Raw genomic sequence first — 22,017 nt, 5'->3', positions numbered from 1 at the left:
CGCGTGCGGGCGGACATGGCCGTCGCAGACGTGCCCTCGTTCGTCACCATGCGACCGGCCAGCTGAGGGAGCAGGCCGAATCAGTCCGGGTGGCTGTCTCAGGCCACGACGCACAGATCCTGGCCACTGGGATGGGGGCGGAGGTCGAACTCACCGGTAACTACGTGCAGGGCGAAATAGAGGTCGCGAATGCCGTTGAGGCCCGCCAGATCCCGCTGCATATGGGTCTCCACGGCCCGCAGGTGGGAGCGGACGGTCACTTCGGAAAGGCCGAGGGCACGCGCCGCCGGCTCGACGCGCGTGTCGAAAGCCAGCCACGTTCGCGCGGTGGATACCAGGTCACGTCGGTCTTCTTGAACCGGCCGCACCAGCGTCTGCGCCCAAGCCTGCACCTGGGGAGCGGCCAGCAGCCCTTTCAAGGAGGGCAGCGGCTGCGCTCGCGCCGATTGGCTCGGCACGCAGTCTCGTTGCGTGACCAGTTCCAGGGCCAGGGCCACCCCAATGCGATCGCCGACGCGGCCGAAGTCGACCCGGAGAACCTTAGCCGCCCGCGCTGTGCGGCGCATGACGGTGTTGCGGTGCAGGTGCAGTCGGCGGGCCGCGACTGTGTAGGGGTAGGCGAGGGCAGTGGGCAGGGTCTCACGCATGGACTCCCACTGCGACGCGTCGCCCATCAGCGGCTGGAGCAGGCGGCAGGCCCAGCGCTGCGCGTCAGTCTGAGGCAGGAGGCTGACGAGGTCGGCCCCGTGTACCGACAGGGCCACGCAGTCCGGCTGGAGGACAGCGATCCGCTGGGCGGTGAGCGCCTCTTGCAGAGCATCGGCGAGCAAGGTCATCGAATAGATTCCGCTGCCTCCCAGGCACGAGTCGGCACCCAGCGTGCCCACCAGGCGAGTGAGCTCGGCGGAGACTTCTGCGCTAGTGTCCTCATCGCCGATCGGATGCACGACCAGGATCCGCCGCTCGTCCCGCGGGTCTGGCACCACAAGGGACTGGCGGCCGATAGCGGTGGTACAGCGGCGCGTGGCGTTGTCCCGTCGCGCCTGGGTGGTTTCCACCACGAAGACTCGGGCAGTTTGAGCATCCAGAAGCCCGGGCGCCAGTTTGGCCATGACCCGCCGGGCCTTGTCGACCTCACCGTCCAACAGGAGCTCCAGTGCTGCGCTGCGCGCCGAGTGACAGGCGCCGGAGGCTGCGCGGTACTCGCGGTTCGCCTGATCCACGAGGCCCAGCAGTTTTGCCGCATGGCGCAGCAATCGCAGGTCCGCCTCGTCAAAGGGGGTCCGGCGGGCCACCGCGAGGACGGTGTCGGCCGCCGGGGCCAAGGAGATGAGCTGTGTGTGCGGCCTGTAGAGCGCCTCGGGCAGGTTGCCGTCGATGGACTGGCGGATGATGGCCTGCGCGAGCTGCTCGGCGGCCGTGGCCGGCGACGCCGCGAGCACCCGTTCCGGTGCGCTGACCAATACCTGCACGTCGAGTGCCCTAGTGCTGCTCCGCGCAAGTTCGTGGAGGGGTGTTGATCAGGAGGTCTTGAGCGGGGTGCCGTCGTAGGTCCAGCGGTAGGGCTTGGCCTTCTCGTTGTGCGCGATGACGTAGTGGTCCATCTTGTCGATCAGGTCGTCGCGGCTGGAGAAGTCGCCGTGCCGCAGGACCCGGCGGGTCAGGGCGGAGAAGAACAGTTCCACCTGGTTGAGCCAGGATGCGTGCGGCGGGGTGAAGTGCACGCGCCAGCGCGGATGAGCTTGGAACCACTTCCGGGTGTGTTTGGCGGTGTGGGAGGAGCCGTTGTCCAGCACCACGTGGATCTCCTTTCCGGGCTCGATGACCGCATCGAGCCGGGCAAGGAAGGCGGTGAAGGTGACCGCGTTGTTCCGGACGATCGGCTCGCTCAGCACCTCGCCGGTGCGTATGTCCATGGCCGCCACTATGGAGGCGGTGCCGTGCCGGCGGTATTCGAACTCCTCGCGGACATCCCGGCCCGGTGCGGCCGGGACGCCGGGGTGCCTGCGGGAGCGGGCGGCGATCGCGGTCTTCTCGTCGATGGACAGAACCACCGCTCCCTCGGGCGGATTGCGGTAGAGGCTGCACACATCGGCGACCCGCTCCCAGAAGTCGGGGCTGTCACGGCGGGTGAGCCAGCCACGCACCCGGTGCGGCTTGAGGTCCAGGTCAGCCAGAATCCGGCCGGTTTGAGAGGCGGATATCTTCGCGAACACGGTGCCCGCCACCTGGGCGGCGATCGTGCGGTGTGACCAGGTCGACTCCGGATGAGGCGGGGCACTGGTGGCCGCTGCCACGATCGCGACCCGCACCTCGCTCCCGTAGGTACGAGGGCGCCCCGAACGTTGCGCGTCCAGCAGGCCCTGAAGTCCGCCCGCCGCGAACCGGCCCCGCCATTTACGGACCGTGTTCACCGAAATCCCCAGCTCACGGGCGATGCTCCCGTTGGTCAGCCCGTCCGCCGCGGCGAGCACGATCCGCGCCCGCAGGGCCTGACGCACCTGTGCTGTCACCGACGACGCCGCCCGCACCAGCCGATCCCGTACCCCTTCGTCGTCGTCCAGCACGATTGCGACTGCCTCCGCTACCAGCACCGATCCCCTCGCCTCCCCTGCGATCTGCCGGTGATCATGGCGCATCGCGGGGAAGGGCGTGCAGGATGGGTCCCGTGCCGAAGAACCCGCCGGAATCGATGCAGCACTCCCTGCGTCAGCGCCTGAACGACCACGCCCGCAACCGCTGGCCCCAGCTCGCCGGAGTGAAGGTCCGTTACCGGGCCGGATTCGCCTACGTGGAGGGTGAGTTGACGGACGGCGAGTGCCTGCCACTGTGCCGCCTGCGCTTCACCGGCGTCCTGCACACGTGGGGCTTCGCCCTCTACCTCGCCAGCCGAGACGGCTACGAAGACAACATCCTGCCCAGCGGCCTCCCCGCAGGCTCACCCGAAGAAGCCCTCGACTGCGCCTGCCACCTCTACCTCGACACCTGAACACCCCTCCACGAACTTGCGCGGAGCAGCACTAGCCAGCCAGTCGGCGATGCGCTGCATGGCCCGAGGGTCAGCCAGCTGCGCGGGCAACTCCTGCACCAGGGAGCCGAGTTGGGCAGCACGCCGCTCGGCGAACATGAGCCGGTGCTGCTGAATCGCGTCGTGCACGCCTTCCCAGCGCTCAGGCGGTGCGGTCGTCACCAGGAGGGCAATGTCCAGGTGACGAGCGGCTTCCAGCGTGGCCTGGGGAAAAGGCTGACGTGCACCGGGAGCGGCACTGGCGATCAGCCCCGCGCTGCCGTCGCGGCTCATGCGCTGGAGCAGCGAATCGAGCACGGTCGCGATACGGCCGCGGAGGCGGAAGGGCACAATGTCGGTGATCAGAACCGCAGCACCGTCCGGCAGTTGAGCGGGGGCCCCGTGCTCGAGCAGCTGCTCCGGCGTTACGGTGACCACACCGGTGAGCTCCATCGCCTGGGTGAGCGCGGGACGATGCGCAACGAATGCCAGTTCGAGTTCAGGTTTACGGGTGGGCAGCGTGGCCAGCGTTGGCATCGAGCCTTCCTCAAAGCAATCCGGATGAAGCCGTTAACATGCCGTGCGTCGCGCGGCGAGTCTGCACAGCGCGGCCGCCATGTCTTCCGATCGAGGGGACGCCGAGGTTCATGCAACATCTCCGTGAGTGATGACCCGCAGGGGCGCGAAAGGGCGTGGGGCAGCCGAATTGGCATCTCCCGTTTGAGACTGGGTAGTTGGACGACCACACGCAGCGATCATGCTGCACTCGCTCGCCGCTGTCAACTTTTGTAGCCCTCATCGCTCACCGCGCGGCCAGTTAGGCTACAAATTTGGTACATGATGTTGTGTGGACCCCCGGCGGAAGCGGTAGCGTGATGCCCGGAGAAACATTGAGTCGAGTGTGAAAAGAGCAGGAGACCGCCCTTCTATGGACACGCCCGATACGCCCGGAGGGCGAGATGTTGCGGCGGTTGTGGCTGCGCTTTCGAAGCAGATCGAGGCCCTGGGCAGCACCCCCGAGGGTCTGATTGATTTCGCGCACATCGAGGCGACGACGGCCATCCCTGCCGGTGTCGCGCAGCGCCTGTTTTCCGGCGCGACAGTCCCGCCGGAGGAACTCAACCTGTCCTTCCCCGAGCGCCTGAAGTTCCTGCGCCGTACCCGCCCGCGCGCCGACGGCAAGCAGTACTCCGCAGAACAGCTCGCGCACCATCTGGGCATCTCCAAGCCCACGATGACGGCGGTGCTGCGCGGTGACCGCAATCCCAACTTGGAAGTGAACACCGGCCTCGAGCGCTTCTTCGACGTTCCCCCGGGCTTCTTCACAATGAGTGGTGACGAAGCTCTGATCAAGGCGCTGGAACGGGTGAGTGACCAGGTCCTGTTCCTCTGTCGTTTCAAAGGCGTCGAGATCGAGCACATGGCGCTACGCGGAAGCATCGCGGCCGGTGATGACGAACTGTCCCAGCAACTGCGGCAGGCCCTCCTCAGCGGGTTCACCGCCCCCGCACCGGCGACGGCGCAGCAGCCCGAAGAGCGAGAACTGAGGGAGTTCACGGACACAATGCGCGCGATGCCGGCCGGGCGCCGGCGCAGCGTCATGCGCGTGGTGCGCGGCGTCCTCGGGCTGGCCCATTCCGACGGCTCCGACGGCTCCGACGGGTCGGCCCCGGCCGCCCAGTAACTTTTTTCACCGCGGCGGTAGACGCCTGTTGTCTACCGAGCCTGCCGTGAGGCCCGGTACTGACGTGCCAGGACCCCCAGAAGTGAGGGCACGGAGGGCCGCGCACCTCCGTCAGTCAGGCGGCCCCCCTTCTTGCTCACCGCACTCAGCCGGAGCTCCTGCACCCGCAGCAGGGCCGTGATGAACGGACGGTTCTGCTGCGCCACCAGGGGCACCAGCCGCGTACTCGCGGACAACCGCGGACGTGCCAGTTCCACCTGTTCCTGAATCAGTTGCTCCAGCTCCGACCGGACAGTGTCCGTGGGCGCAAGGAGGTCCGCGAGAGACAGGCCGTGGCGCCCCAGTTCCGCATCGGGGATGCCGACTTGCCCTTGCGCCGCGTCCTCGGCGAGGTCCTCCAGGAAGTCCACGCGCTGCATCGCCTCGATGAGGTCACGGCAGCCGTCCTCGAACGCGTCATGCTCCGCCGCGGGGGCCAGGTCCAGCAGACTGGCTACGAGCATGAAGGCGGGCAGCGAGTATCCGTCGACATAGCCCTGCAGTTCGTCCTCGGTGGCGAAGCCGGCGTAGTCCACCTCGTGACGCGCACCGTGCAGGAAGTCCTCGACTCTCCGTTTCAGTTGGGGATGACGGACGGCGGCGTCCGTGAGAGCGCGGAGGGTCGCGTCGCTGGCGGGTGCTCCCTCAAGTGCCTTGCGGGTGACGGCCGCCCACTCCCCCAGGGCCGTTCTGCGGGCCTCGGTCCTGCCGGTGTCGATACGAGTGTCGGTCTCGTGCATGAAGGCCGCCGCAGCGATCACGGGCGGGTGCAGGGGCGTCGGCAGGAGCAGCCGGACGGTCAGATACTCCTCGGTCTTGAAGCGCCGGACGAGACTGCGCTGCTGGCCGTACGCAGTGTGCAGGTCCGGCGCGGTGATTCCGGACTGGCGCAGCGTGCGGGTCCACGTGATCATCTCTGATTCCTTGCCAGGCGGGTGGCTACTTGAACAGGAGTGTGCGCGCGGTGTGCAGCATGACGCGCGGGCTCATGAGGGCCCTGGGGTGGCGACGCATGTGGACAACGTCCATGTACGGACCGTTGACGCGGGGGTCGACGATGGAGGCACGGGTGACTTGATCACCTGCCCAGCGCAGGACCGGGTAGCCGAAAGGGTAGGGCCCGTTGACGTGAGGCTGCGCGAGGTCGGCCGTGGTGGTCACTTTCCAGGCCGCGTCGATGACGGCCGCTGTGCTGCGGAAGTAGTGGCGGGCCGGCCGGTTTGCGGGTGTACCGGAGGTGAGGTGCCGGGCGAGTGCGGCTGCCTGGAGCGTGGCCAGCGTCATTCCCTGGCCGTAGATGGGGTTGACGGAAGCGAGAGCGTCCCCAAGCGCCACGAGGCCTGCGGGGAACCGTGGAAGGTTCGCGTAGTGACGGCGCTGGCTCTCGCGGAAGTGGTAGGCCGTGGGTTCGCCGTCCATCTCACAGGACCGGGCGACCTGCTGGAGCGGCTCGACGCTGCGGAGCATCCGCTTTCGGAACGCATCCGCGTCGCGGCCAGGCCGGTAGTCGTCGTATCCGGCTATGACGACGTTCCATCGCTGGTGCTCCACTGCGACCAGGGCGCCGGGCTCGCACAGCGCGGGCAAATAGTTGTTGGCCGGTCCGGGGGTGGCATGTGCGATGACCGTGGTGGGCAGTTCCTCGCCGCGGTGGAAGCGGGCCGTGGCGTACCCGAGCGAGATTCGCATCCGTTCGGTGCCCGGTGCCGGCCACCCTGCCTTCTCCAACCACTGTCCCAGGCGGCTGGAGCGTCCCATGGCGTCGACGACGAAGTCAGCGGCCAGCTCGGTCACGCGGCCACTGTCGATGTCCCGGCAGGGGACGGCGTATACACAGCCGGAGCGGATACGCACGGCCAGGGCCTTGGCCTTGAGGAGCTGCACGTTGTCCAGTGCGAAGACCCGGCGGCGCACGTGTTGTTCGATGAATGCCCGGGTCGCTCCGATCATGCGTGCGTTCGCTGTGGCGACTTTGAGTCGGCCGTCGACGAAGAACTGCACCTGATCGCCAGTGCCCAAGTGGGCTCCCGCCGACACCATCTCCTTCGTGATGCCTGGGAAGAAGTGCTCCAGCTGATCGTGGCCCATGGACAGCAGGGCATGAAGCTGGGACCGCTGCGGCGCCCCCGGGCTTTCGGACGTGCAGGTTCCGTCCGGCTCCAGGACGACGATCTCGTCCGCGTGGCCGTGCAAGGCCCGAGCGGCGAGTAGGCCCGCGAATGATCCCCCGAGTACGACTGCCCGCACCTGAACCCCCTTCGAGCCAATCGGCTCTCATAGTGCACGTCAATGTCTCCGTTTCCGGCAGCAGGCCGTGCCAGTCCTACCGGTCTTTGCCGGCTGGCTCGTCGCGCAAGGAGCTGTGCGCAGCGGTGCTTCGCCTGGCTGCCGTGAGCTCGAGCGCAGGCGCGACGAGCGGGTGGGTGAGGGCACGGGCAACGCGCACCAGGCGGGCCCGCTCGTCCTGCGCCGCGGTGTTCGCTCCGGGCAGTGCGCCCGCCGTCTGGTCGGCCCCGGACGGCGGGCGTACTCGCCGCTCCCCTGCGGCTCGGGCAGCCTCAGCGGAGGCATGATACCGAGCGGCGGCATCGCGCAGCACAGCTGCGGTGACGACTGCCTCTAGCTCGTCCGCGGGAAGCGGGCGGCCTTTGATGTCGCGGACAGCCTGTGCTGCCTCAGCGCTGGCCCACGGCTGCACGGCCCGGATGCCGTCGAGGATCTCGATGATCCGTCGCGTCATCACGATGCGGAGGATTCCCCAGACATGGGGCTTGGCGCTGGTCGGGCTGTACATGAGTCCTTGATCGATGTCGCCCACGACGAGCTTCCACAGGGGCTGGAGCGCGACCGTGTCGCGGCGGTCACGCAGCCAGGCCGTGACGGCGGTGCCGCTCACGCCGTAGCAGGTGCCCACGCAGCCGAGGATGCCGAAGTAGGAACCGAGCATTCCAAGGGTCTGTAGCTCTTGGTGCCCGAGGGCCGCGAAGACAACCGCTGGTGCCGAGCACAGGACGTAGCCGAAGGTCACGAGCATGCTGCCGCCGAACCAGCGCAGGGCGTGGCGGATCCGGGGGTCCGTGCCTGAGGTCCGTCGGGTGCGTTGCCAGGTGTTGAGTGTTCCGCAAGACAGTACGACGAGCAGAATCCCCAGAAAGACCTGTACGTACGGGTCGTCGGCCTGCTGGGTGTTGAACAGGAGGGGGTCGGCTGGACCATCGAGATCGGCGTGCAGGAACGCGACGACCATCGCTAGGATCGCCAGCCCGTAGCCGGCCGACCAGAGCGCGACGGTCCTGCGCACGGTCGAGCGAGGTGCGTCGTCGGGCGGCGTCCACAGCAGCGTGAGGATGTGGGTGTTGGCGTAGGCGAGCAGGATTCCGGCGTAGATGGGCAGTGTGGCGATTCTCGGTTCGCCGAACTGTGCGCCCAGGATCCGGTACCCGGCGGGCGAGGCCATGGCGTACACGACGCCTCCGTCGAAGAACCCGGCTGCGATGAGTGCGAGAGGGAGCGAGGGCTCACGCAGGAAGGCAAGAGCCTTTAGTCCGGCAATGATCAGGAAAATGACCGCCATCGCCAGGTAGACGGCGGTATTCACGTCAAACACCGGCGCTCCTGTGGGTGAAGATGGAGGTGACGGAGTTGGCGCTCCCGCGTAGGAGCAGGTGGCGTTCGAGCATCACGGTGGCGAAGATTTCGACGCGGCGTTCCTGTGTGGTGTCGTAGTGCGAGCGCTTGAAGAAGGCGCTCACCTCGTCGGCCTTCAAACCCGGGAACAGCTGCTTGGCCAGGTCTGGGTCCAACGGCTTGTGCGCCTCCGCGGAGCCGACGATCCCGCGGCTGGGCGCGTCGTAGAGGAGGTGCCCCAGCTCGTGTAGTTTCGCGTGGAGTTGGGAGAGTTCGCTGGCTCCGGAGTCGACGACGATCGAGTCGAAGTGGCGGCTGGAGCCGCAGCCCGCGCTCACCGGCAGAGGCTCGGCGCGTACGGTGATCGGCCGTCCGCGCCGGGCCGAGACGAGTTCGATCAGGTCGTCGATGTCGCATACGCCTGCCAGGCCCACGTCCTTGCGGATGGCCCGGGCTGTGCGGCGGGTGTCACGGTAAATGGCGAAGCCGTCGAGCAGGTCTCGCCACCGGCGAGTGGTCCGGCGGGAGAGGGCCGCTGCGCGGCGAGGCCGCGCCGTGTCGGCACCCTCGTTCGTCCCGGTGCCGGCTCCCTCCGCTCCCCGGCAGTTACATCCCGCCTGCGCGAAGGTCAGAGGGGCAAGAGCGAACGCGTGGTTCCAGTTGTGCATTTCGACGGCCAGGAGGTGACGGGGGCCGGGGTGCGGCTGTGCGCTGCTGACGCACTCGTGCGGTTTCGGGGGCGGGGTGGGGCTAGTCAGACCTCGTTCAGTGGGGCTGCCCAGACCCTTGGCGTTCGCTTCGGTGACGCCGTCCCCGTTCTGGGCTGGCCGTCGTGGATCACTCCTGGTCATGCGCGCTCCCCGCCCTGATCCCCGTTAAGGTCCACCACACCTGGCTCGCTCCACTGGTCCAGTGCGGCACGCGCGTACCGGCGGAGCACCCTGCGGTGGTGAGCTCGCTTGATCGCGCTGCATTCACCACCTGTAACTGCAAGGTCACTACAGCAGGTTGGACATACTCAACGGGTTGCGAACACAGATTGCAAGGTACAAACTGTGCACTGCCTGCAAGTTGCGGAAAGTGTCGAAAGGAGAGCGTGTGGCCCGCGAGAGGTCTGGTAGGACCGTCGCGCACCGCGTTCTCGCCACCCGGCTGAAAACCCTCCGTGAAGCCGCGGGCATATCCCGAGGGCAGGCCGCCACGGCGCTCGGAGCCCATGCGGCAACCGTCCGCCGCATCGAACTGGCCGAGACCTCCCTTGACGAGGGTCAGGTCCACACGCTCCTGACGGCATACGGAGCGTGCTCTTCGGAGATCGGGGAGTTCCTCGGGCAGCTCGCGACTGCGAACCTCCCCGGGTGGTGGCATCAGTGGCGGTCTGTCATGGACCCGTGGAAGCTGGACCTGATGAGCGTGGAGTCGGCCGCCCACATCATTCGTGTGTGGGAGCCCGTGCTCATTCCCGCGCTGCTGCGCACTCCGGCCTACGCTCGCGCCGTCGACGACGTCCGCAGACCGGACCTGTCGGCCGCGGACAAGGACCAGCGGGCTGAACTGCTGTCCGCACGCCAGGAGCGGCTACGTGAACAGAACACGCGCATCTGGGCACTCATGTCAGCCACAGCGCTCCGCACAACTGTGGGTGGCGAGGGCGTGATGGCAGAGCAGCGGCAGGCCTTGCGGGACGCAGTTGAGCGCCCTGATGTGACCTTGCAGATTCACCCGCAGGAGGGGCCCATGCATGTCATGACCGGCATGCCGACGGTGACCCTGTACCGGGTCGACGTACCCGAGATCCCCGACCATGTGGTCCGTGAAGGAGGGCTTCCGGGAACCGCCGACGTTTCCGACGCACTCGGTGTGGTGACGGCGTATCACGTACTGCTGGACCACGCCTGTGTTGTCGCTCCTCATCCTGACAAGTCGAAGGAAGCACTGGTATGACCGAACCGACTCCTGTGTCCCCCCAGATCGACACTTCCGTCGCGCACAGCGCGCGCGTCTGGAACTACTGGCTGGGCGGCAAGGACCACCATCCCGCTGATCAGGAGGCAGGCGACGCCTACAGCAGCAAGTACCCCAATATCGTTCCATTCGCCGGAGAATCACGGGACTTCCTGCGGCGCACCACCAACTTCCTCGCCAAGGACGCCGGCATTCGGCAGTTCATCGACCTGGGCGCCGGGCTCCCCACATACAACAACACCCACGCAGTCGCACAACGGATAGCGCCCGACTCCCGCGTGGTCTACGTCGATCACGATCCCATCGTGCTGCTGCACGTGCACGCACTACTCACCAGCACCGATGAGGGCGACACCGCCTACGTGCAGACGGATATGCGTGACACCGACGCCATCCTGGAGGGCGCGGCCAAGACGCTGGACATGACCCAGCCGATTGCTCTGGTCATCAACGACGTGCTGGGTCACATCGTGGAATGGGACGAAGCTCGCGGCCTGGTGCGCAGGTTGGTTAGCCATCTCCCCTCGGGAAGCTACCTGTCCCTGAGCCACTCCACCGCCGCGGACGAGGAGCACCAGGCGGTGCAGGATGAATACAATGCCTCCGGAGCGATTCCCTACATGTTCCGCGAGCCGTCGGTCGCCATCGAGCTCTTCGAAGGCACGGAGCTCGTCGAGCCCGGCTTTACGAGCTGGCCTCGCTGGCGCCCGGACGCGAACACCGGGCGCCTGACCGACCGCGCGGGTTGGGGCGGGGTAGCGCGGATCACATGACCATGAGCAGTTTGGGGCCCGCAGCTGCCTCCCCTGAGGAGGCGACGCGGTACCAGGTGGTGCGACGGCTCACCCGTGCAGCAGCCCACTCCGACGCTCAGCTGATCGCTGAAGCGGCAGCCTTGGCCGACGGCTGGGCTGTTCTCGTCGACCACCTGGGGCGCCTCATCTGCGGGGCACCCGCCACAGCCGGACCCGAGGGGGTGCGTGCCGCCGCGCACCCCCAGGTCCACCCGCATCTGACTGTCCGCAAGATGACCGGTGCCGTCCTGGTCATAGGCCCAGGTTCGGCAACGTCCTCGTCACGCACCGATCTGATCGCGCGAACCACCGTCGATTTGTTCAGGATGCGCGCCCGCATTCGCCGGGAGGAAGAGACACACCACGCCGAGCTGCGACTGCATACCGCAGTTCTGCATCTGCTGCTCAAATGCCAGCCCGACCTGGCCATCGACGTGCTGGGTGGGCCCGTCGTCACGCACGCGACGGTGTTCCGTCTCGCCGGGCAGTCGGTGCAGGCAGCGCAGCAGGCGCTGTTGCGAGCCACCCAGCCCAGCGTGTCCCTCAGTAACACCCGCATGCTGGTGTGTGTGAAGGGACAGGAACTGGTGGTCGTCGCCCTACACGGTACCGGTGATGACCGCCGCCGTGCACTCCCCCTCGTCAGGCGCATCGCCGACCAGCACCAGTTGGCGGCCGGTATGTCGGGCCCCGTGCCGCTCGATATGGTTGCCACCGCATGGGCCGAGGCCGGAAGGGCACGGCACAGTTCAGCGGATGGCTGCCTGACCTCCGCCACCGGCATGGGCGCACACGGGCTCCTCCGCGTCGTGCCCGAACATCGCCTCGCCGCCTGGTCCGCAGCAATTCTGCACCCCCTGGACCGCGAGCAGCACCGGACTCTCGAGGCGTCCCTGCGCTCGGGATCCACGCGGGCCACAGCCGCGGTGCTGAACGTGTCTGAAGGAACCGTCCGCACACGACTTCGCGGAATCAGCACGCTACTCGGCACCGAACTGGACCACCCCACCGTGCAGGCGCAACTGCTGCTGGCCGTGCGTACACCGGCCGCGCCGGTTCAGTCTGCCTCCTCTGCGCGCCTCCTCCCCGATCCACCGCTGCCCACCGACCTGCTCAACTCCGACCAAGCCCACCGCTGGGCTTCGGCACGTCTCAGCCCCCTGGATATGCCACAACGCATCGCCCTTCGCTGCTGGCTCCAGCATCGAGGCCGTACCGCTCCTGCCGCTGCTGAGCTGAATCTGAGTCGGAGCACGCTCACCGACTGGCTGGCAAAGTGCGGCAAGGTTCTTTACCTAGACCTGTCATCCGCGACAGTGAGAGCGGAACTCCATCTGGCCGTCGAGACGGTCGCGACACTTGCTGACACATCAGCCCGGCTGCCGCGACGCGGAGGCAGAACGTATCGAGGACAACGGACATAGAAGGAGCGATCAGAAGCCCCGGCCAGCGGAAGAGCCGAACGCCGTCAGATGGTCCTGGGGCCGCGACGTCGCGATGTCCGTAGACCGTTCGTTGCCGGGATACGCCCCCGGACAGCCAACCGAGGTGGCCGCGGCTCCGGCGTTTGCCTTGTACGGCCCTTCCGCCCGCCCGGGCGGCGTTCCCGGCGGGGTTCGCACGGTTGGTGGCCCGCGCGCGTGGCCGGGAGCGGCTGCGGCTGATGTTCGCGGAGCACCTGGGGCTGACGCCGTGGCTGGAAGGCTGTACGCAGGGCCGGGAGGTCCTGGCGGCCATGGAGTTGGAGTACAGCATGGAGGCGCCGGACGACGAGGTCGCCCATGAGGCGGTCCGTGCTGTCAACCCGCGGCAGGCCGCTTTCCGTCGCCGATGGGCGAACGAGCGGCGCCGTGTCTACGACGGGCTGCAGACGTACCTGGCCTCACCTGCTCATCTCGCGGCCAGCGACCAGGCGCACGCCGCGATGATGGACGCCTTCCGCCGGCAGCACGACGCGTAGCTCGGTGAGAAGTCCGACGGCACCGGCCGGTAGAGATGACTACTCACGGGCCCCGGGGACGCGGGGCCCGTGAGATAGGGGTCGGCCGGGCCAGGGGAGCGAAGCCTGGGCCCGGACTTACCCTTTCGGCGAGCAGCCCGCCACGACGGTCACTTCCCGGCCACGTCCACAAGGCCTTCGGAGCGTCCGCCAGGGCCAAGAAGCAAGCAACACGATTCCGCTTCGTCAACGTGTCCTCGAAAAGGCGCGCCCGGCCGTCACTGCTTCGCGCACTGCACGGTGCAGGAGGCCTCCCTGTTACTGGGCGGTGCCGCGAGACGGGCCTGGCAGCGCTGATGAAGACCCTCGCTTCAGTGCGTCCGCACTGTGGAAGCACAGCCTCCAAAACGACGCTCACAAAATGTTCCAGCGGAGTTGCGCAGCCTCGTCGCGCAGTCCTGCAACTCGGCGCTCGACTTCTGCCAGGCTTGGTGGGGCATGCATTGCCTTTCTGGCATTCGTCGTGATCATACGAAGTTCACGCAGGTCGCGGAGCGTCGCGTAGCCGGGCCACCGCGTTACGTCGTAGCCGTAAGAATCGGCGAACTCCTGGTAGTGGGGCTGGCCATAGCCGAATCGGCGACAGTGGACCTCGACGGTGACCAGGTCCCATTCGGGCTGCCCCAGGGCAACTGTGTCCCAATCGCAGAGCACTGCGTCCCCCTTGTCGTCGTGTAGGGCATTGCGGTGCTGGGGATCTCCTTGGAGGACACCTTCAGGCAGAAGGAACTCGACTTGTCCCAGTTCGGCTTCTAGGCGGTCCACTCGGTCGGTGAGGTAGCGAAGTGTTCGCCTGGAGAGGGAGGTGGTGGCCGCGATCGAGAAGCGGATCGCTCGGACGTTGTCATGGCGCGGCAGACTCAAGGCCGGAACAGGCAACGTGTGTAGGGCATAGAGCGGTTTGGCGAGTTGCGCTGCAGCGACAGGGTGATCTGGCTGCGGGAGATACGCCCAGAAGGTCACGGGGTGTCCGTCAATGACGACAGGCTGGATCGCATCGCAATAGAGGGGAACGGTGGGGAAGCCATGATCGATTAGGAACCGGACAAACCGCACCGTGCGCTCGACGTCGGCCGAGCGTGACCCACGACGAGCGATCTTCACTACGACGGGAGCGTGGGCCAGCAAAATGACGGCGTTGGTGTGACCGCGGAGCAAGCGCGCGCCGGAGCTATCGAGTCCCGCGACCGCACACGCGCGGTCCAGAACGTGATGCATGTCTGCCTCTTCGAATCCGCCATTGATCGGCGCCAGTGCTGTCATGGGCTCAAGGCTCGCTGACCGGTTGCCGACCTGTCACCTCTGGCCTGGGGGCAACGCCAGGATCTCGTCCAGGTCTCGCGCCGCTCGACTGCTTCTTACCGCAGGGGGGAGCACCCCGATGACCTGGCGAGCACGCTCTTCGAGAATGGGTGTGCGCTGCGCCGGAAGGACGCCCAAGTAGGTCGCCCCGGCGAGCTGGCAAGCCGGGTCTTCGAATTTAGTGGGGGTGCGACGGTGACGACCTGACGGTTGGTCACCGTCCGTGATGGGCCTGCAGTGCGGGTGCCCCGGACGCGAGAAGCCCGCAGGTCTTCGTGATCATGGTTGTTCTCTACGCAACCGATCATGAAAACCCACGGACTTGAGCACTCACGATACCGAGATCAACAGGGACGCGACACGACTGCTGAGGCTGGAGGGGGTGAGTGTGACCAAGGTCAAGGACGACGGAGCGGGTGGATCGACGGTGTACGTCGTGACGAGCGAGGACTCCGCGAGGGCTTGCCCCTCGTGCGGGGTTTTCGCCACGCGGTTGAAGGACTACCGCACCACCGCCCCGAGACATCTGTCCTGCGGCGGGCGCCCGGTGAGTATCCGCTGGCGCAAGGCGCGCTGGCACTGCACCGAAGTAGCCTGCGCGCGCGGCTCGTTCACCGAGGCGATACCCCAGGTGCCCGCCCGGATGCGTACCACTGCCGCACTGCGCGAAGCGGCTGGTGCCGCAGTGGTCGACGGCGGCCGCACCGTGGTACAGGCCGGCCGGGATCTGGGCCTGTCCTGGCCGATCGTCCAGCACTGCTTCGAGCACTACGCCGCGGAGGTTCTGCCCGAGGACCCGCCGGTGACCGAGGCGATCGGGATCGACGAGACCCGGCGGGGCAAGCCGGTGTGGAAGCAGGACCCGGACACCGAGAAGTGGGAGCTGGTGGCGGACGCCTGGCACATCGGGTTCGTCGACGCCATCGGCGGACGCGGGCTGTTCGGGCAGGTCGAGGGCCGCAACGCGGCCTCGGTCGCCGACTGGCTGAGCGCCCAGCCCACCGCCTGGCGCGAGCGGATCTGCTACGTCGCCATCGATCTTTGCTCCACCTTCCGCGCCGCGATCCACCGCGCACTGCCCCACGCGAGGGTGGTCGTCGACTGCTTCCACATCGTGCAACTCGCCCAGCGCCACCTCGCCGACCTGCGCCGACGCCTCACCTGGAAACAGCACGGCCGCCGGGCCCGCAAGGGCGACAGCATCTACACCGTCCGCAAACTCCTGCGCCGCAACAACGAAGACCTCACAGACAAACAACGCGACCTCCTCAAGGCCGAGTTGGAGTCCATGGGCACCTACGGGAAGCAGATCTACGCGGCCTGGCAGGGAAAGGAACTCCTGCGCGACCTCCTGGGCCTGGCCGTCACGCGCCGGCACGTCACCCCCGACCCCTCCGCGATCTCCACCGCACGCCACCGCTTCTTCGCCCACGTCGCCGACCACGCTCACCTGCCCGAACTCGTCACCCTCGCCGAAACCGTCGAGCAGTGGTGGGACGGCATCGAGACCTACCTGACCACCGGCATCACCAACGCCGCCTCCGAAGGCAACAACCGCCTCATCAAGCTCGAAGCACGTAACGCCTTCGGCTTCCGCAACCGAGCGAACCAACGCCTGCGCTCACGCTGTGCAACCACGCGCCGCAGCCGACGGGAAGCACACCCCCACTAAATTCGAAGACCCGGCAAGCCTCGGTCGGACTGCGGTCCTGCGCCAGACAGATCGCTGCCTCGAGGTGGAGCAGCGCTGGATCGATTCCCGTGCGCGCGGGGTACATCTGCAAGGCTTCGGCTTGTACTTCGCGGGCTTTGCTTGTGTGCGCCATCGCCGTGTAGGCACCGCTCAGGTAGAGGAGGAGGCGCCTGGGTGGGAAAGCGAAGGCATCGTTGTCAGCCCCGGGCTCGCACCGATCGAACACGCTGCGGGCGTACCGGATTGCTGCTTCAGCCGCCTCTTTGTCTCCCCGCTGAGCCAAGGCCCGGGCTTCTGCGGCTGCGGCGAAAGCTCCGGTTGCGATAGGCCTTGCGCGAGAGATCAGGCGGGCCTCCCGGGCGAGGGATATCGCACCTTCCAGGGGACCGTAGTAGTAAGGCAGCATCGCAGCCTGCGCTCTCACTCGCGCCCGCAACTCGACGTTGCCACTGTCGTCAGCCGCGGTGCGCGCAGTATCGTACCAGGCCCGGGACCGAGGAAGGCTTCCCAGCTTCATGAGGGCGTCAGCGACGAGCGTGGCGAGCAGCGCCGTCATTTGCGAGAGCCGTATCTGCACTGATGCGGGCTGGCGGTCGATGGCGAGGTCCTTGACCTCGTCCACGTGGTCGAGAAGTACCTGGAGCATCGGTGCGGGTGGGGTGTAGACGTACTGCTGCCGGACCCATAAGAGACGTTCGTCAAGCAGATCTAGCTGTGTGGTGTTCACGCTCGAAGTTGCAAGGGTGCGGTCCACTGAGCGGCGTGCTGCGTCGACACGATCCGCAAACGGGTCCAGGTGCCGGGCGGGCTGAACTTCAGCCGACAGATGGTGGGATGGTGCCACCAGTATTTGGCTCGGTAGTCGTACGTCGTAGCGCGGGCCCAGGCCCAGGCCAACTGGGTCGGTCTCATAGAGCCTGCACAGGATCTCCACCGCAGCCCGGCGAGGCTCATGACGGCCATTCTCCCAAAGCCCCAGCTGGACGTTGTCCGCGCGCGGAGGGTCTGCGCCCGTCTCCTGTGCGAGCTGTCGGAAGTAATCGGCAGCTGCTCGCTGGGTCCATCCCCGTGCAAGGCGCTGCGCACGCAGCCTGGTGACGGAGCAGCACTCATGAATCAACAGGGCAATTTGATCAACTGTTCGAGTCTTGCTCGCAGGTACTTCCCGGATGCGTTTCGCGCAGGTGGGTCCGTGCGGTGTTGAGCGGTGCTCCATGTGCCTGTCTCCCCTCGCTCTGCATGAGTGAGCCTAGTGAGCGTTCGCCAACTGTGCGTCAAAAATTTGTGACTTGTTCAAAGTCGGCCGCCCAGTTTGTGGACTCGGCTGGCCCGAGTACCAGATTTGTGATTTATGCCAGTTGCCTGCGGGGGAGCCCCCCGGCGAACCTTGCGACTCGCGGATACAGGAATGGAAAGAAGCATGGTCACCGCAGCCCCGTCCGGATCGCACGCTGATGTTCGCTACACCTGGGGGAATCAGTGATCGTCGCGCTAGCAGGACTCCCATCGCCGGCAAGGACCTACCTGGCTCAAGAGCTCGCCGCGCGACTGGCTGGCGTTCTTCTGGACAAAGGACTTCTGCGCGAGCACCTCTTCCCGCCAACCCACATCACCGCTTCTCCGGAGCAAAGCGAATATCTCTTCGAGGTCATGCTCAAGGCGGCTGTCTGGCATCTGAACCACTGTCCCGAGCGCGTCGTACTCCTCGACGGTCGTACCTTCACCCGCGGCAGCGATTTGCGCGCCCTGCAACATTTTTCAACCGGAATAGCCCAGCCGCTGCGGGTCATCGAGTATGTGGCCTCCGGGCCCTCCAGCGCCGACCAGCAAGGACAAGCAGCCGCTTCCGTCAGCGCCAGCGTGCCCGAGGGGCAGTCGGCAGTCGGCAGTCAGTCCAGTCCCCAAGCTCCATCTCAGCACGACGTTGTCCCAGCCCCGCTGTCTGACGCTCGCACTCAGGTTCCTCTCGAAAAGGGAGCCGACGTCGCGGATATGAAGGGCCACACCGGGCTATCCAACTGTGCGGCAGCTCGTTCCGTAGGGCTATCAGGTCCGTCGGGATAACAAGGGAGCTCCGAACACGGCTCCCCCGTGATGAGGCAAACAAGTCCTCCAACTCCCGCCGCGTGCAGCCAAAACGACGGCCCTGCGCATCCCGCTCGGGCTGGGCTGTAGCCGGCAACGGCCCCCACGGGACCTGAAGAAGGAGTCCAAGTGCACCACTTGACGCGGGAGCAGCCGGACGCACGGCCGTGCGCCGCTGTCATGCACGACGGCGCAGGCCGAGGAGCGTGTGCAGTGGCGGATCCCCCCTTCAACATCCATATTCCCGAGAAAGTAGTTGCGTTGGCATCGCCCCGTCGCTTCCAGGCGGCGGCTGCATTTCCGGCCGCGCGGGCGGTGATCCCACAGGTACGCCGTGGGCTGCTCACTCTGCTGCGGCAATCCGGCCTGGCCGAGGTTGCAGACCTAGCCGTTCAGGCTGCGCATGAGGTCGTCGCCAATGCTGTGACACACGGATGTCACGGGTTCGCCCCGGACACCGAGGTCACCATGACGGTCACCTGCGACGGCCAGCGGCTTCGGCTGGAGGTCTGGGACCCGTCGACCACCAAGCCGCGCGTGCGACCAGCGACGCACGACGAGGTAGGCGGCCGCGGCATGCTCCTCGTCGCCGCCTTCGCGGACCGTTGGGGCGTCCAATCACCCGAAGAAGGCGGAAAGATCGTCTGGTTGGAACTGCGCGTCCCGGCCAGTCCGGAGGCGCAGTGAGCCTCACTACTTTAAGCCGGGCGGCCTCACGAAAGCACGTGGCCCGAACGACGGCCGGTGCCCGCTCTGTAGTCGCCGCGACCAGGGAAAACATCGCCCCGCTTCTGGACGAGGACACCCCTTTCCCCGAAAGCGATCAGAACGTCCACGACCTCGCGCTCAGGCTGCGGGGGCATGTGATGCAGCTCGGCCCGGCTGCTGGCGACGTCGATCAGAGGGCGGCCATCTTCCGTGAACATCTGCCGCCGACTGCGACCACTCGCACCGTCGGCCTTCAGGCCTGTCGCTCCCGCGATTCGTGGCACTGACCGCTCGCGAATCACTTCCGTACCCCTGTTCCCCGCCTTGCGTCGCAAGGCTCTGGGAACGCCCGCACCTACTGAGACGGATATTCCATGGCTGGGCGTATCGAGGACTACGCACTCATCGGAGACATGCAGACGGCCGCCCTGATTTGCCGGGACGGCGGCATCGACTGGCTGTGCTTGCCGCGCTTCGACTCTCCTTCTGTCTTCACCCGCCTCCTGGGGACCGAGGAACACGGCTGCTGGCAGATCGGCCCCGCCCGTCCCGACGGGGCTCAGGCCCCGGATGCGGATCGGCGCGGCTACCGGGGGGACTCGCTCATCCTCGAGTCCGAGTGGGACACCCCGACCGGCACCATTCGTGTCATCGACTTCATGCCTCCTCGTGACGGCGACAGCCCGCAGCTCATCCGAATCGTCGAAGGGGTCAGCGGCACGGTTGAGGTCGAATCCGCATGGCGGCCACGTTTCGGGTACGGAAAACACCGGCCCTGGATCTACGAACATCAGGGCCGCACCGTCGCGATAGACGGGCCGGACGCGCTTTGGCTGGACGCCTCTGTGGACACTGTCCAGAAGGAAGACGCCCTGGTCAGCCGGTTCACCGTCGCCGCCGGCGATGCGGTGACGTTTGCCCTTAGCTGGCACTTCTCCCACCACCACACGACACCAGAAGTCCCGGACACCTGGGCTGCGTTAGGGGCCACCGAGGAATTCTGGCGCCAATGGGTGGCGCGGTGCACCTACGAGGGCCCGTACCGGGGTGCGGTCGTCCGCTCCTTGATCACGCTGAAGGCCATGACGTACGCGCCGACCGGCGCGATCGTCGCCGCGGTGACCACCTCTCTCCCCGAGACGATCGGCGGCATGCGCAACTGGGACTACCGCTACACCTGGCTCCGCGACGCCTCGATCACCCTGTCCGCCCTGCTGCGCACCGGCTACCGCCAGGAGGCCGAGGCGTGGCGGCATTGGCTCCGGCGGGCCGTGGCCGGCAACCCTGACAACCCCCAGATCATGTATTCGATCCTTGGCGAGCGGAATCTGCCCGAGCGGGAGTTGCCCTGGCTGCCCGGGTTCGAGGGCTCCAGACCGGTGCGAGTGGGTAACGACGCCGCCGACCAGCTTCAGCTCGATGTCCCCGGCGAGGTCATCGACACGCTGTATCTGGCCCATGTGCATGGCATCGCCCGGTGCGAGCGCACCGCAACCCTGCACCTCGGGCTCGTCGACTACCTCAAGCGGCGCTGGCAGGAACCGGACGACGGCATCTGGGAAGTGCGCGGCGGACGACGCCATTTCGTGCACTCCAAGGTCATGGCGTGGGTTGCAGTCGACCGCACGGTTCGCCTCGTGGAGGCTGGCGTCCTCGACGCCGACCTGGCCGAGCTGGCCGAGCTCCGCGACGCCATCCACGCCGAGGTGTGCAAGAAGGGCTACGACCCCGAGCGGAACACGTTCACCCAGTCCTACGGATCCACTGAACTGGACGCGGCTCTGCTGCTGCTTCCGCGCACCGGGTTCCTCCCGCCGGATGACCCGCGGGTCATCGGCACGATCGTCGCGGTGCGCCGCGAGCTCGCGACGGACGACGGCCTGGTCCACCGCTACCCGACCGACGGCGACCACGTGGGCGTCGACGGCCTTGCCGGTGACGAGGGGAGCTTCCTGCTCTGCTCTTACTGGATGGTCGACGCCCTCGCGCTCACCGGCCAACTGGAGGAGGCCCGGGACCTGTTCGAGCGGCTGCTCGCGCTGCGCAATGACGTCGGCCTGCTCGCCGAGGAATACGACGTGGCCTCCGGCCGGCAGCTGGGGAATGTCCCGCAGGCGTTCTCGATGATCGGCCTGATCGAGAGCGCCGTCCTGATGAGCGAGCTGGAGCGGGCGGCTGTGTCGGTGATCGCCGCATGAACACGGTGCCCACGATCCCGGGCCTCTTCCCTGACACGATCACCGCCGGTGCCCCGGTCACTGTCGAGATCGGCCGTCGCTGTGACACCGCGGCCATGCCCGAGCTAGCAACCCGCCGGATCCTCCCCCCCGCTGGGTCACATCAACCCGCACCCGGTGGGGGCCGCGATGGCCCGCGGGAACGAGTGGGTGCTGATCCTGCCGCCCCACTCCGGCCGCGGTATGTGCTGGCCCTGCCCGGTCGACCACCGTTACAGCGGAGTTCTGGCCGTGCCCCCGCTGAGCTTCGGCCCGGCCGAGGGTCTCCACCGGGCCCGGCGCGGCAACAGCGAGGGCCGTGTCTACTCCGCGCCGCTGCCCCGGGTCAGTGGGGAGGTGCCGAGCGCATGAGCACCCGTACGGAGTCCGCCCTCAAGGCTCCCAAGCCCCGGCTCCTCCTGCCGGAACACGCCTACGACTACGAGTACTGGGCTCGGCGTCTGGTCCACCTCGAGCTGTTACGTGACGCGGTTGCATTGGCGCTCTTCCGGGCCCCGCTGCTTGCCGTGCCGACGGGAGCCACTCGCCGAGGCGGCCAGCTGCACATGGGCGAAGGCTCCTTTGCCCACCAGGCCGTTTTGGCGCTGGAAGGGCTGCCGGGGTTCGCGCAGCTGTCTCACAGCGGCCCGATCGTCGAATGGGGCGACAAACCGCCAGCGCTCTGCCGGCCGAAGGAACGCCTCCAGTTCTATGGCCTGCGCGTTCTGGCCGAGGAACTCGCTGACCACGCGTGGCCACCTGCCGACAGGGGGCACGGCACGGAGACGGGACGCTGGCCTCCCGCATCCGAGCAACCACCCGGCCGAAACTCGCATCCTCGCGAGACCGGTTCGACCGTCGCAGCGCTGGCCCTTCCCTAGGCCGCCCGCGACGCCAC

General features: G+C 67.1%; 20 protein-coding genes. 11 read left to right on the top strand and 9 right to left on the bottom strand.

Translation table 11 applies throughout. From position 1 onward, the window contains the following. Positions 1-98: 98 nt before the first annotated feature. Complete coding sequence (locus tag ACLLJJ_RS34680; protein WP_434598533.1) at positions 99-1,472, bottom strand: helix-turn-helix domain-containing protein; 1,374 nt, start codon at positions 1,470-1,472, stop codon at positions 99-101. 48 nt (positions 1,473-1,520) lie between these two features. Beyond that, the gene (locus ACLLJJ_RS34675; protein ID WP_434592930.1) at positions 1,521-2,567 is read right to left on the bottom strand and encodes an IS630 family transposase; all 1,047 of its coding nucleotides are present in this window, start codon (positions 2,565-2,567) and stop codon (positions 1,521-1,523) included. 101 nt (positions 2,568-2,668) lie between these two features. Between ACLLJJ_RS34675 and ACLLJJ_RS34670 the strand changes: the two genes are divergently transcribed. Beyond that, complete coding sequence (locus tag ACLLJJ_RS34670; RefSeq protein WP_434592928.1) at positions 2,669-2,989, top strand: hypothetical protein; 321 nt, start codon at positions 2,669-2,671, stop codon at positions 2,987-2,989. Here the strand turns inward: ACLLJJ_RS34670 and ACLLJJ_RS34665 are convergent. Next, on the bottom strand, positions 2,939-3,544 hold the full coding sequence (locus ACLLJJ_RS34665; RefSeq protein WP_434598532.1) for a hypothetical protein: 606 nt from the start codon (positions 3,542-3,544) through the stop codon (positions 2,939-2,941). The two genes, ACLLJJ_RS34670 and ACLLJJ_RS34665, sit on opposite strands and share 51 nt — an antisense overlap. Positions 3,545-3,935: 391 nt before the next feature. Here ACLLJJ_RS34665 and ACLLJJ_RS34660 point away from each other — a divergent pair, with 391 nt between their 5' ends. Then, positions 3,936-4,691 carry a helix-turn-helix domain-containing protein gene (locus tag ACLLJJ_RS34660; RefSeq protein WP_434598531.1) on the top strand — a complete coding sequence of 252 codons (756 nt, stop codon included), beginning with the start codon at positions 3,936-3,938 and terminating at the stop codon, positions 4,689-4,691. 32 nt (positions 4,692-4,723) lie between these two features. On the opposite strand, the gene ACLLJJ_RS34655 is transcribed toward ACLLJJ_RS34660, so the two are convergent. The 4 genes from ACLLJJ_RS34655 to ACLLJJ_RS34640 form a co-directional block, all read right to left on the bottom strand. Next, on the bottom strand, positions 4,724-5,644 hold the full coding sequence (locus ACLLJJ_RS34655) for a phytoene/squalene synthase family protein (RefSeq protein ID WP_434598530.1): 921 nt from the start codon (positions 5,642-5,644) through the stop codon (positions 4,724-4,726). 25 nt (positions 5,645-5,669) lie between these two features. Next, entirely contained in the window at positions 5,670-6,977 is a 1,308-nt protein-coding gene (locus ACLLJJ_RS34650) for an FAD-dependent oxidoreductase (RefSeq protein ID WP_434598529.1), read from the bottom strand. Between the two features lie 76 nt (positions 6,978-7,053). After that, complete coding sequence (locus tag ACLLJJ_RS34645) at positions 7,054-8,337, bottom strand: DUF6545 domain-containing protein (RefSeq protein ID WP_434598528.1); 1,284 nt, start codon at positions 8,335-8,337, stop codon at positions 7,054-7,056. Continuing rightward, positions 8,330-9,208, bottom strand: coding sequence for an ImmA/IrrE family metallo-endopeptidase (locus ACLLJJ_RS34640; RefSeq protein ID WP_434598526.1), 879 nt, complete (start codon positions 9,206-9,208; stop codon positions 8,330-8,332). Before ACLLJJ_RS34640 ends, ACLLJJ_RS34645 begins: the two co-directional genes overlap by 8 nt. 247 nt (positions 9,209-9,455) lie before the next feature. On the opposite strand from ACLLJJ_RS34640, the gene ACLLJJ_RS34635 reads away from it, so the two are divergent. The 4 genes from ACLLJJ_RS34635 (at position 9,456) to ACLLJJ_RS34620 (ending at position 13,076) form a co-directional block, all read left to right on the top strand. Continuing rightward, positions 9,456-10,301 (top strand): DUF5753 domain-containing protein, encoded by an 846-nt coding sequence (locus ACLLJJ_RS34635; protein WP_434598523.1) that lies wholly within the window; start codon positions 9,456-9,458, stop codon positions 10,299-10,301. Next, complete coding sequence (locus ACLLJJ_RS34630) at positions 10,298-11,095, top strand: SAM-dependent methyltransferase (protein ID WP_434598521.1); 798 nt, start codon at positions 10,298-10,300, stop codon at positions 11,093-11,095. The genes ACLLJJ_RS34635 and ACLLJJ_RS34630 overlap by 4 nt, the downstream gene beginning before the upstream one ends. Further along, entirely contained in the window at positions 11,092-12,540 is a 1,449-nt protein-coding gene (locus ACLLJJ_RS34625; RefSeq protein WP_434598519.1) for a helix-turn-helix domain-containing protein, read from the top strand. Before ACLLJJ_RS34630 ends, ACLLJJ_RS34625 begins: the two co-directional genes overlap by 4 nt. Before the next feature lie 203 nt (positions 12,541-12,743). Further along, on the top strand, positions 12,744-13,076 hold the full coding sequence (locus ACLLJJ_RS34620) for a hypothetical protein (protein ID WP_434598517.1): 333 nt from the start codon (positions 12,744-12,746) through the stop codon (positions 13,074-13,076). Positions 13,077-13,469: 393 nt separating this feature from the next. Here ACLLJJ_RS34620 and ACLLJJ_RS34615 read toward each other — a convergent pair whose 3' ends face one another. After that, positions 13,470-14,378 carry a phosphotransferase family protein gene (locus ACLLJJ_RS34615; RefSeq protein WP_434598516.1) on the bottom strand — a complete coding sequence of 303 codons (909 nt, stop codon included), beginning with the start codon at positions 14,376-14,378 and terminating at the stop codon, positions 13,470-13,472. Between the two features lie 361 nt (positions 14,379-14,739). On the opposite strand from ACLLJJ_RS34615, the gene ACLLJJ_RS34610 reads away from it, so the two are divergent. Continuing rightward, positions 14,740-16,089, top strand: coding sequence for an ISL3 family transposase (locus ACLLJJ_RS34610; RefSeq protein ID WP_434595814.1), 1,350 nt, complete (start codon positions 14,740-14,742; stop codon positions 16,087-16,089). Here the strand turns inward: ACLLJJ_RS34610 and ACLLJJ_RS34605 are convergent. Continuing rightward, complete coding sequence (locus ACLLJJ_RS34605; RefSeq protein ID WP_434598514.1) at positions 15,980-16,837, bottom strand: hypothetical protein; 858 nt, start codon at positions 16,835-16,837, stop codon at positions 15,980-15,982. The genes ACLLJJ_RS34610 and ACLLJJ_RS34605 overlap by 110 nt on opposite strands. Before the next feature lie 1,571 nt (positions 16,838-18,408). Here ACLLJJ_RS34605 and ACLLJJ_RS34600 point away from each other — a divergent pair. From ACLLJJ_RS34600 to ACLLJJ_RS34585, 4 genes are all read left to right on the top strand, one after another. Next, positions 18,409-18,882, top strand: a complete 474-nt coding sequence (locus tag ACLLJJ_RS34600) for an ATP-binding protein (RefSeq protein WP_434598512.1) — start codon at positions 18,409-18,411, stop codon at positions 18,880-18,882. 395 nt (positions 18,883-19,277) lie between these two features. Further along, entirely contained in the window at positions 19,278-21,101 is a 1,824-nt protein-coding gene (locus ACLLJJ_RS34595) for a glycoside hydrolase family 15 protein (RefSeq protein WP_434598510.1), read from the top strand. 168 nt (positions 21,102-21,269) lie between these two features. After that, positions 21,270-21,491, top strand: coding sequence for a hypothetical protein (locus ACLLJJ_RS34590; RefSeq protein WP_434598509.1), 222 nt, complete (start codon positions 21,270-21,272; stop codon positions 21,489-21,491). Next, the gene (locus ACLLJJ_RS34585; protein WP_434598507.1) at positions 21,488-22,000 is read left to right on the top strand and encodes a DUF6302 family protein; all 513 of its coding nucleotides are present in this window, start codon (positions 21,488-21,490) and stop codon (positions 21,998-22,000) included. The genes ACLLJJ_RS34590 and ACLLJJ_RS34585 overlap by 4 nt, the downstream gene beginning before the upstream one ends. Positions 22,001-22,017: the final 17 nt, after the last annotated feature.

Source organism: Streptomyces sp. A5-4 (assembly GCF_051131715.1).
Taxonomy (GTDB): Bacteria; Actinomycetota; Actinomycetes; order Streptomycetales; family Streptomycetaceae; genus Streptomyces.
The sequence above is the reverse complement of the archived record's forward strand: the minus strand, read 5'-3'. Positions and strand labels throughout refer to the sequence as shown.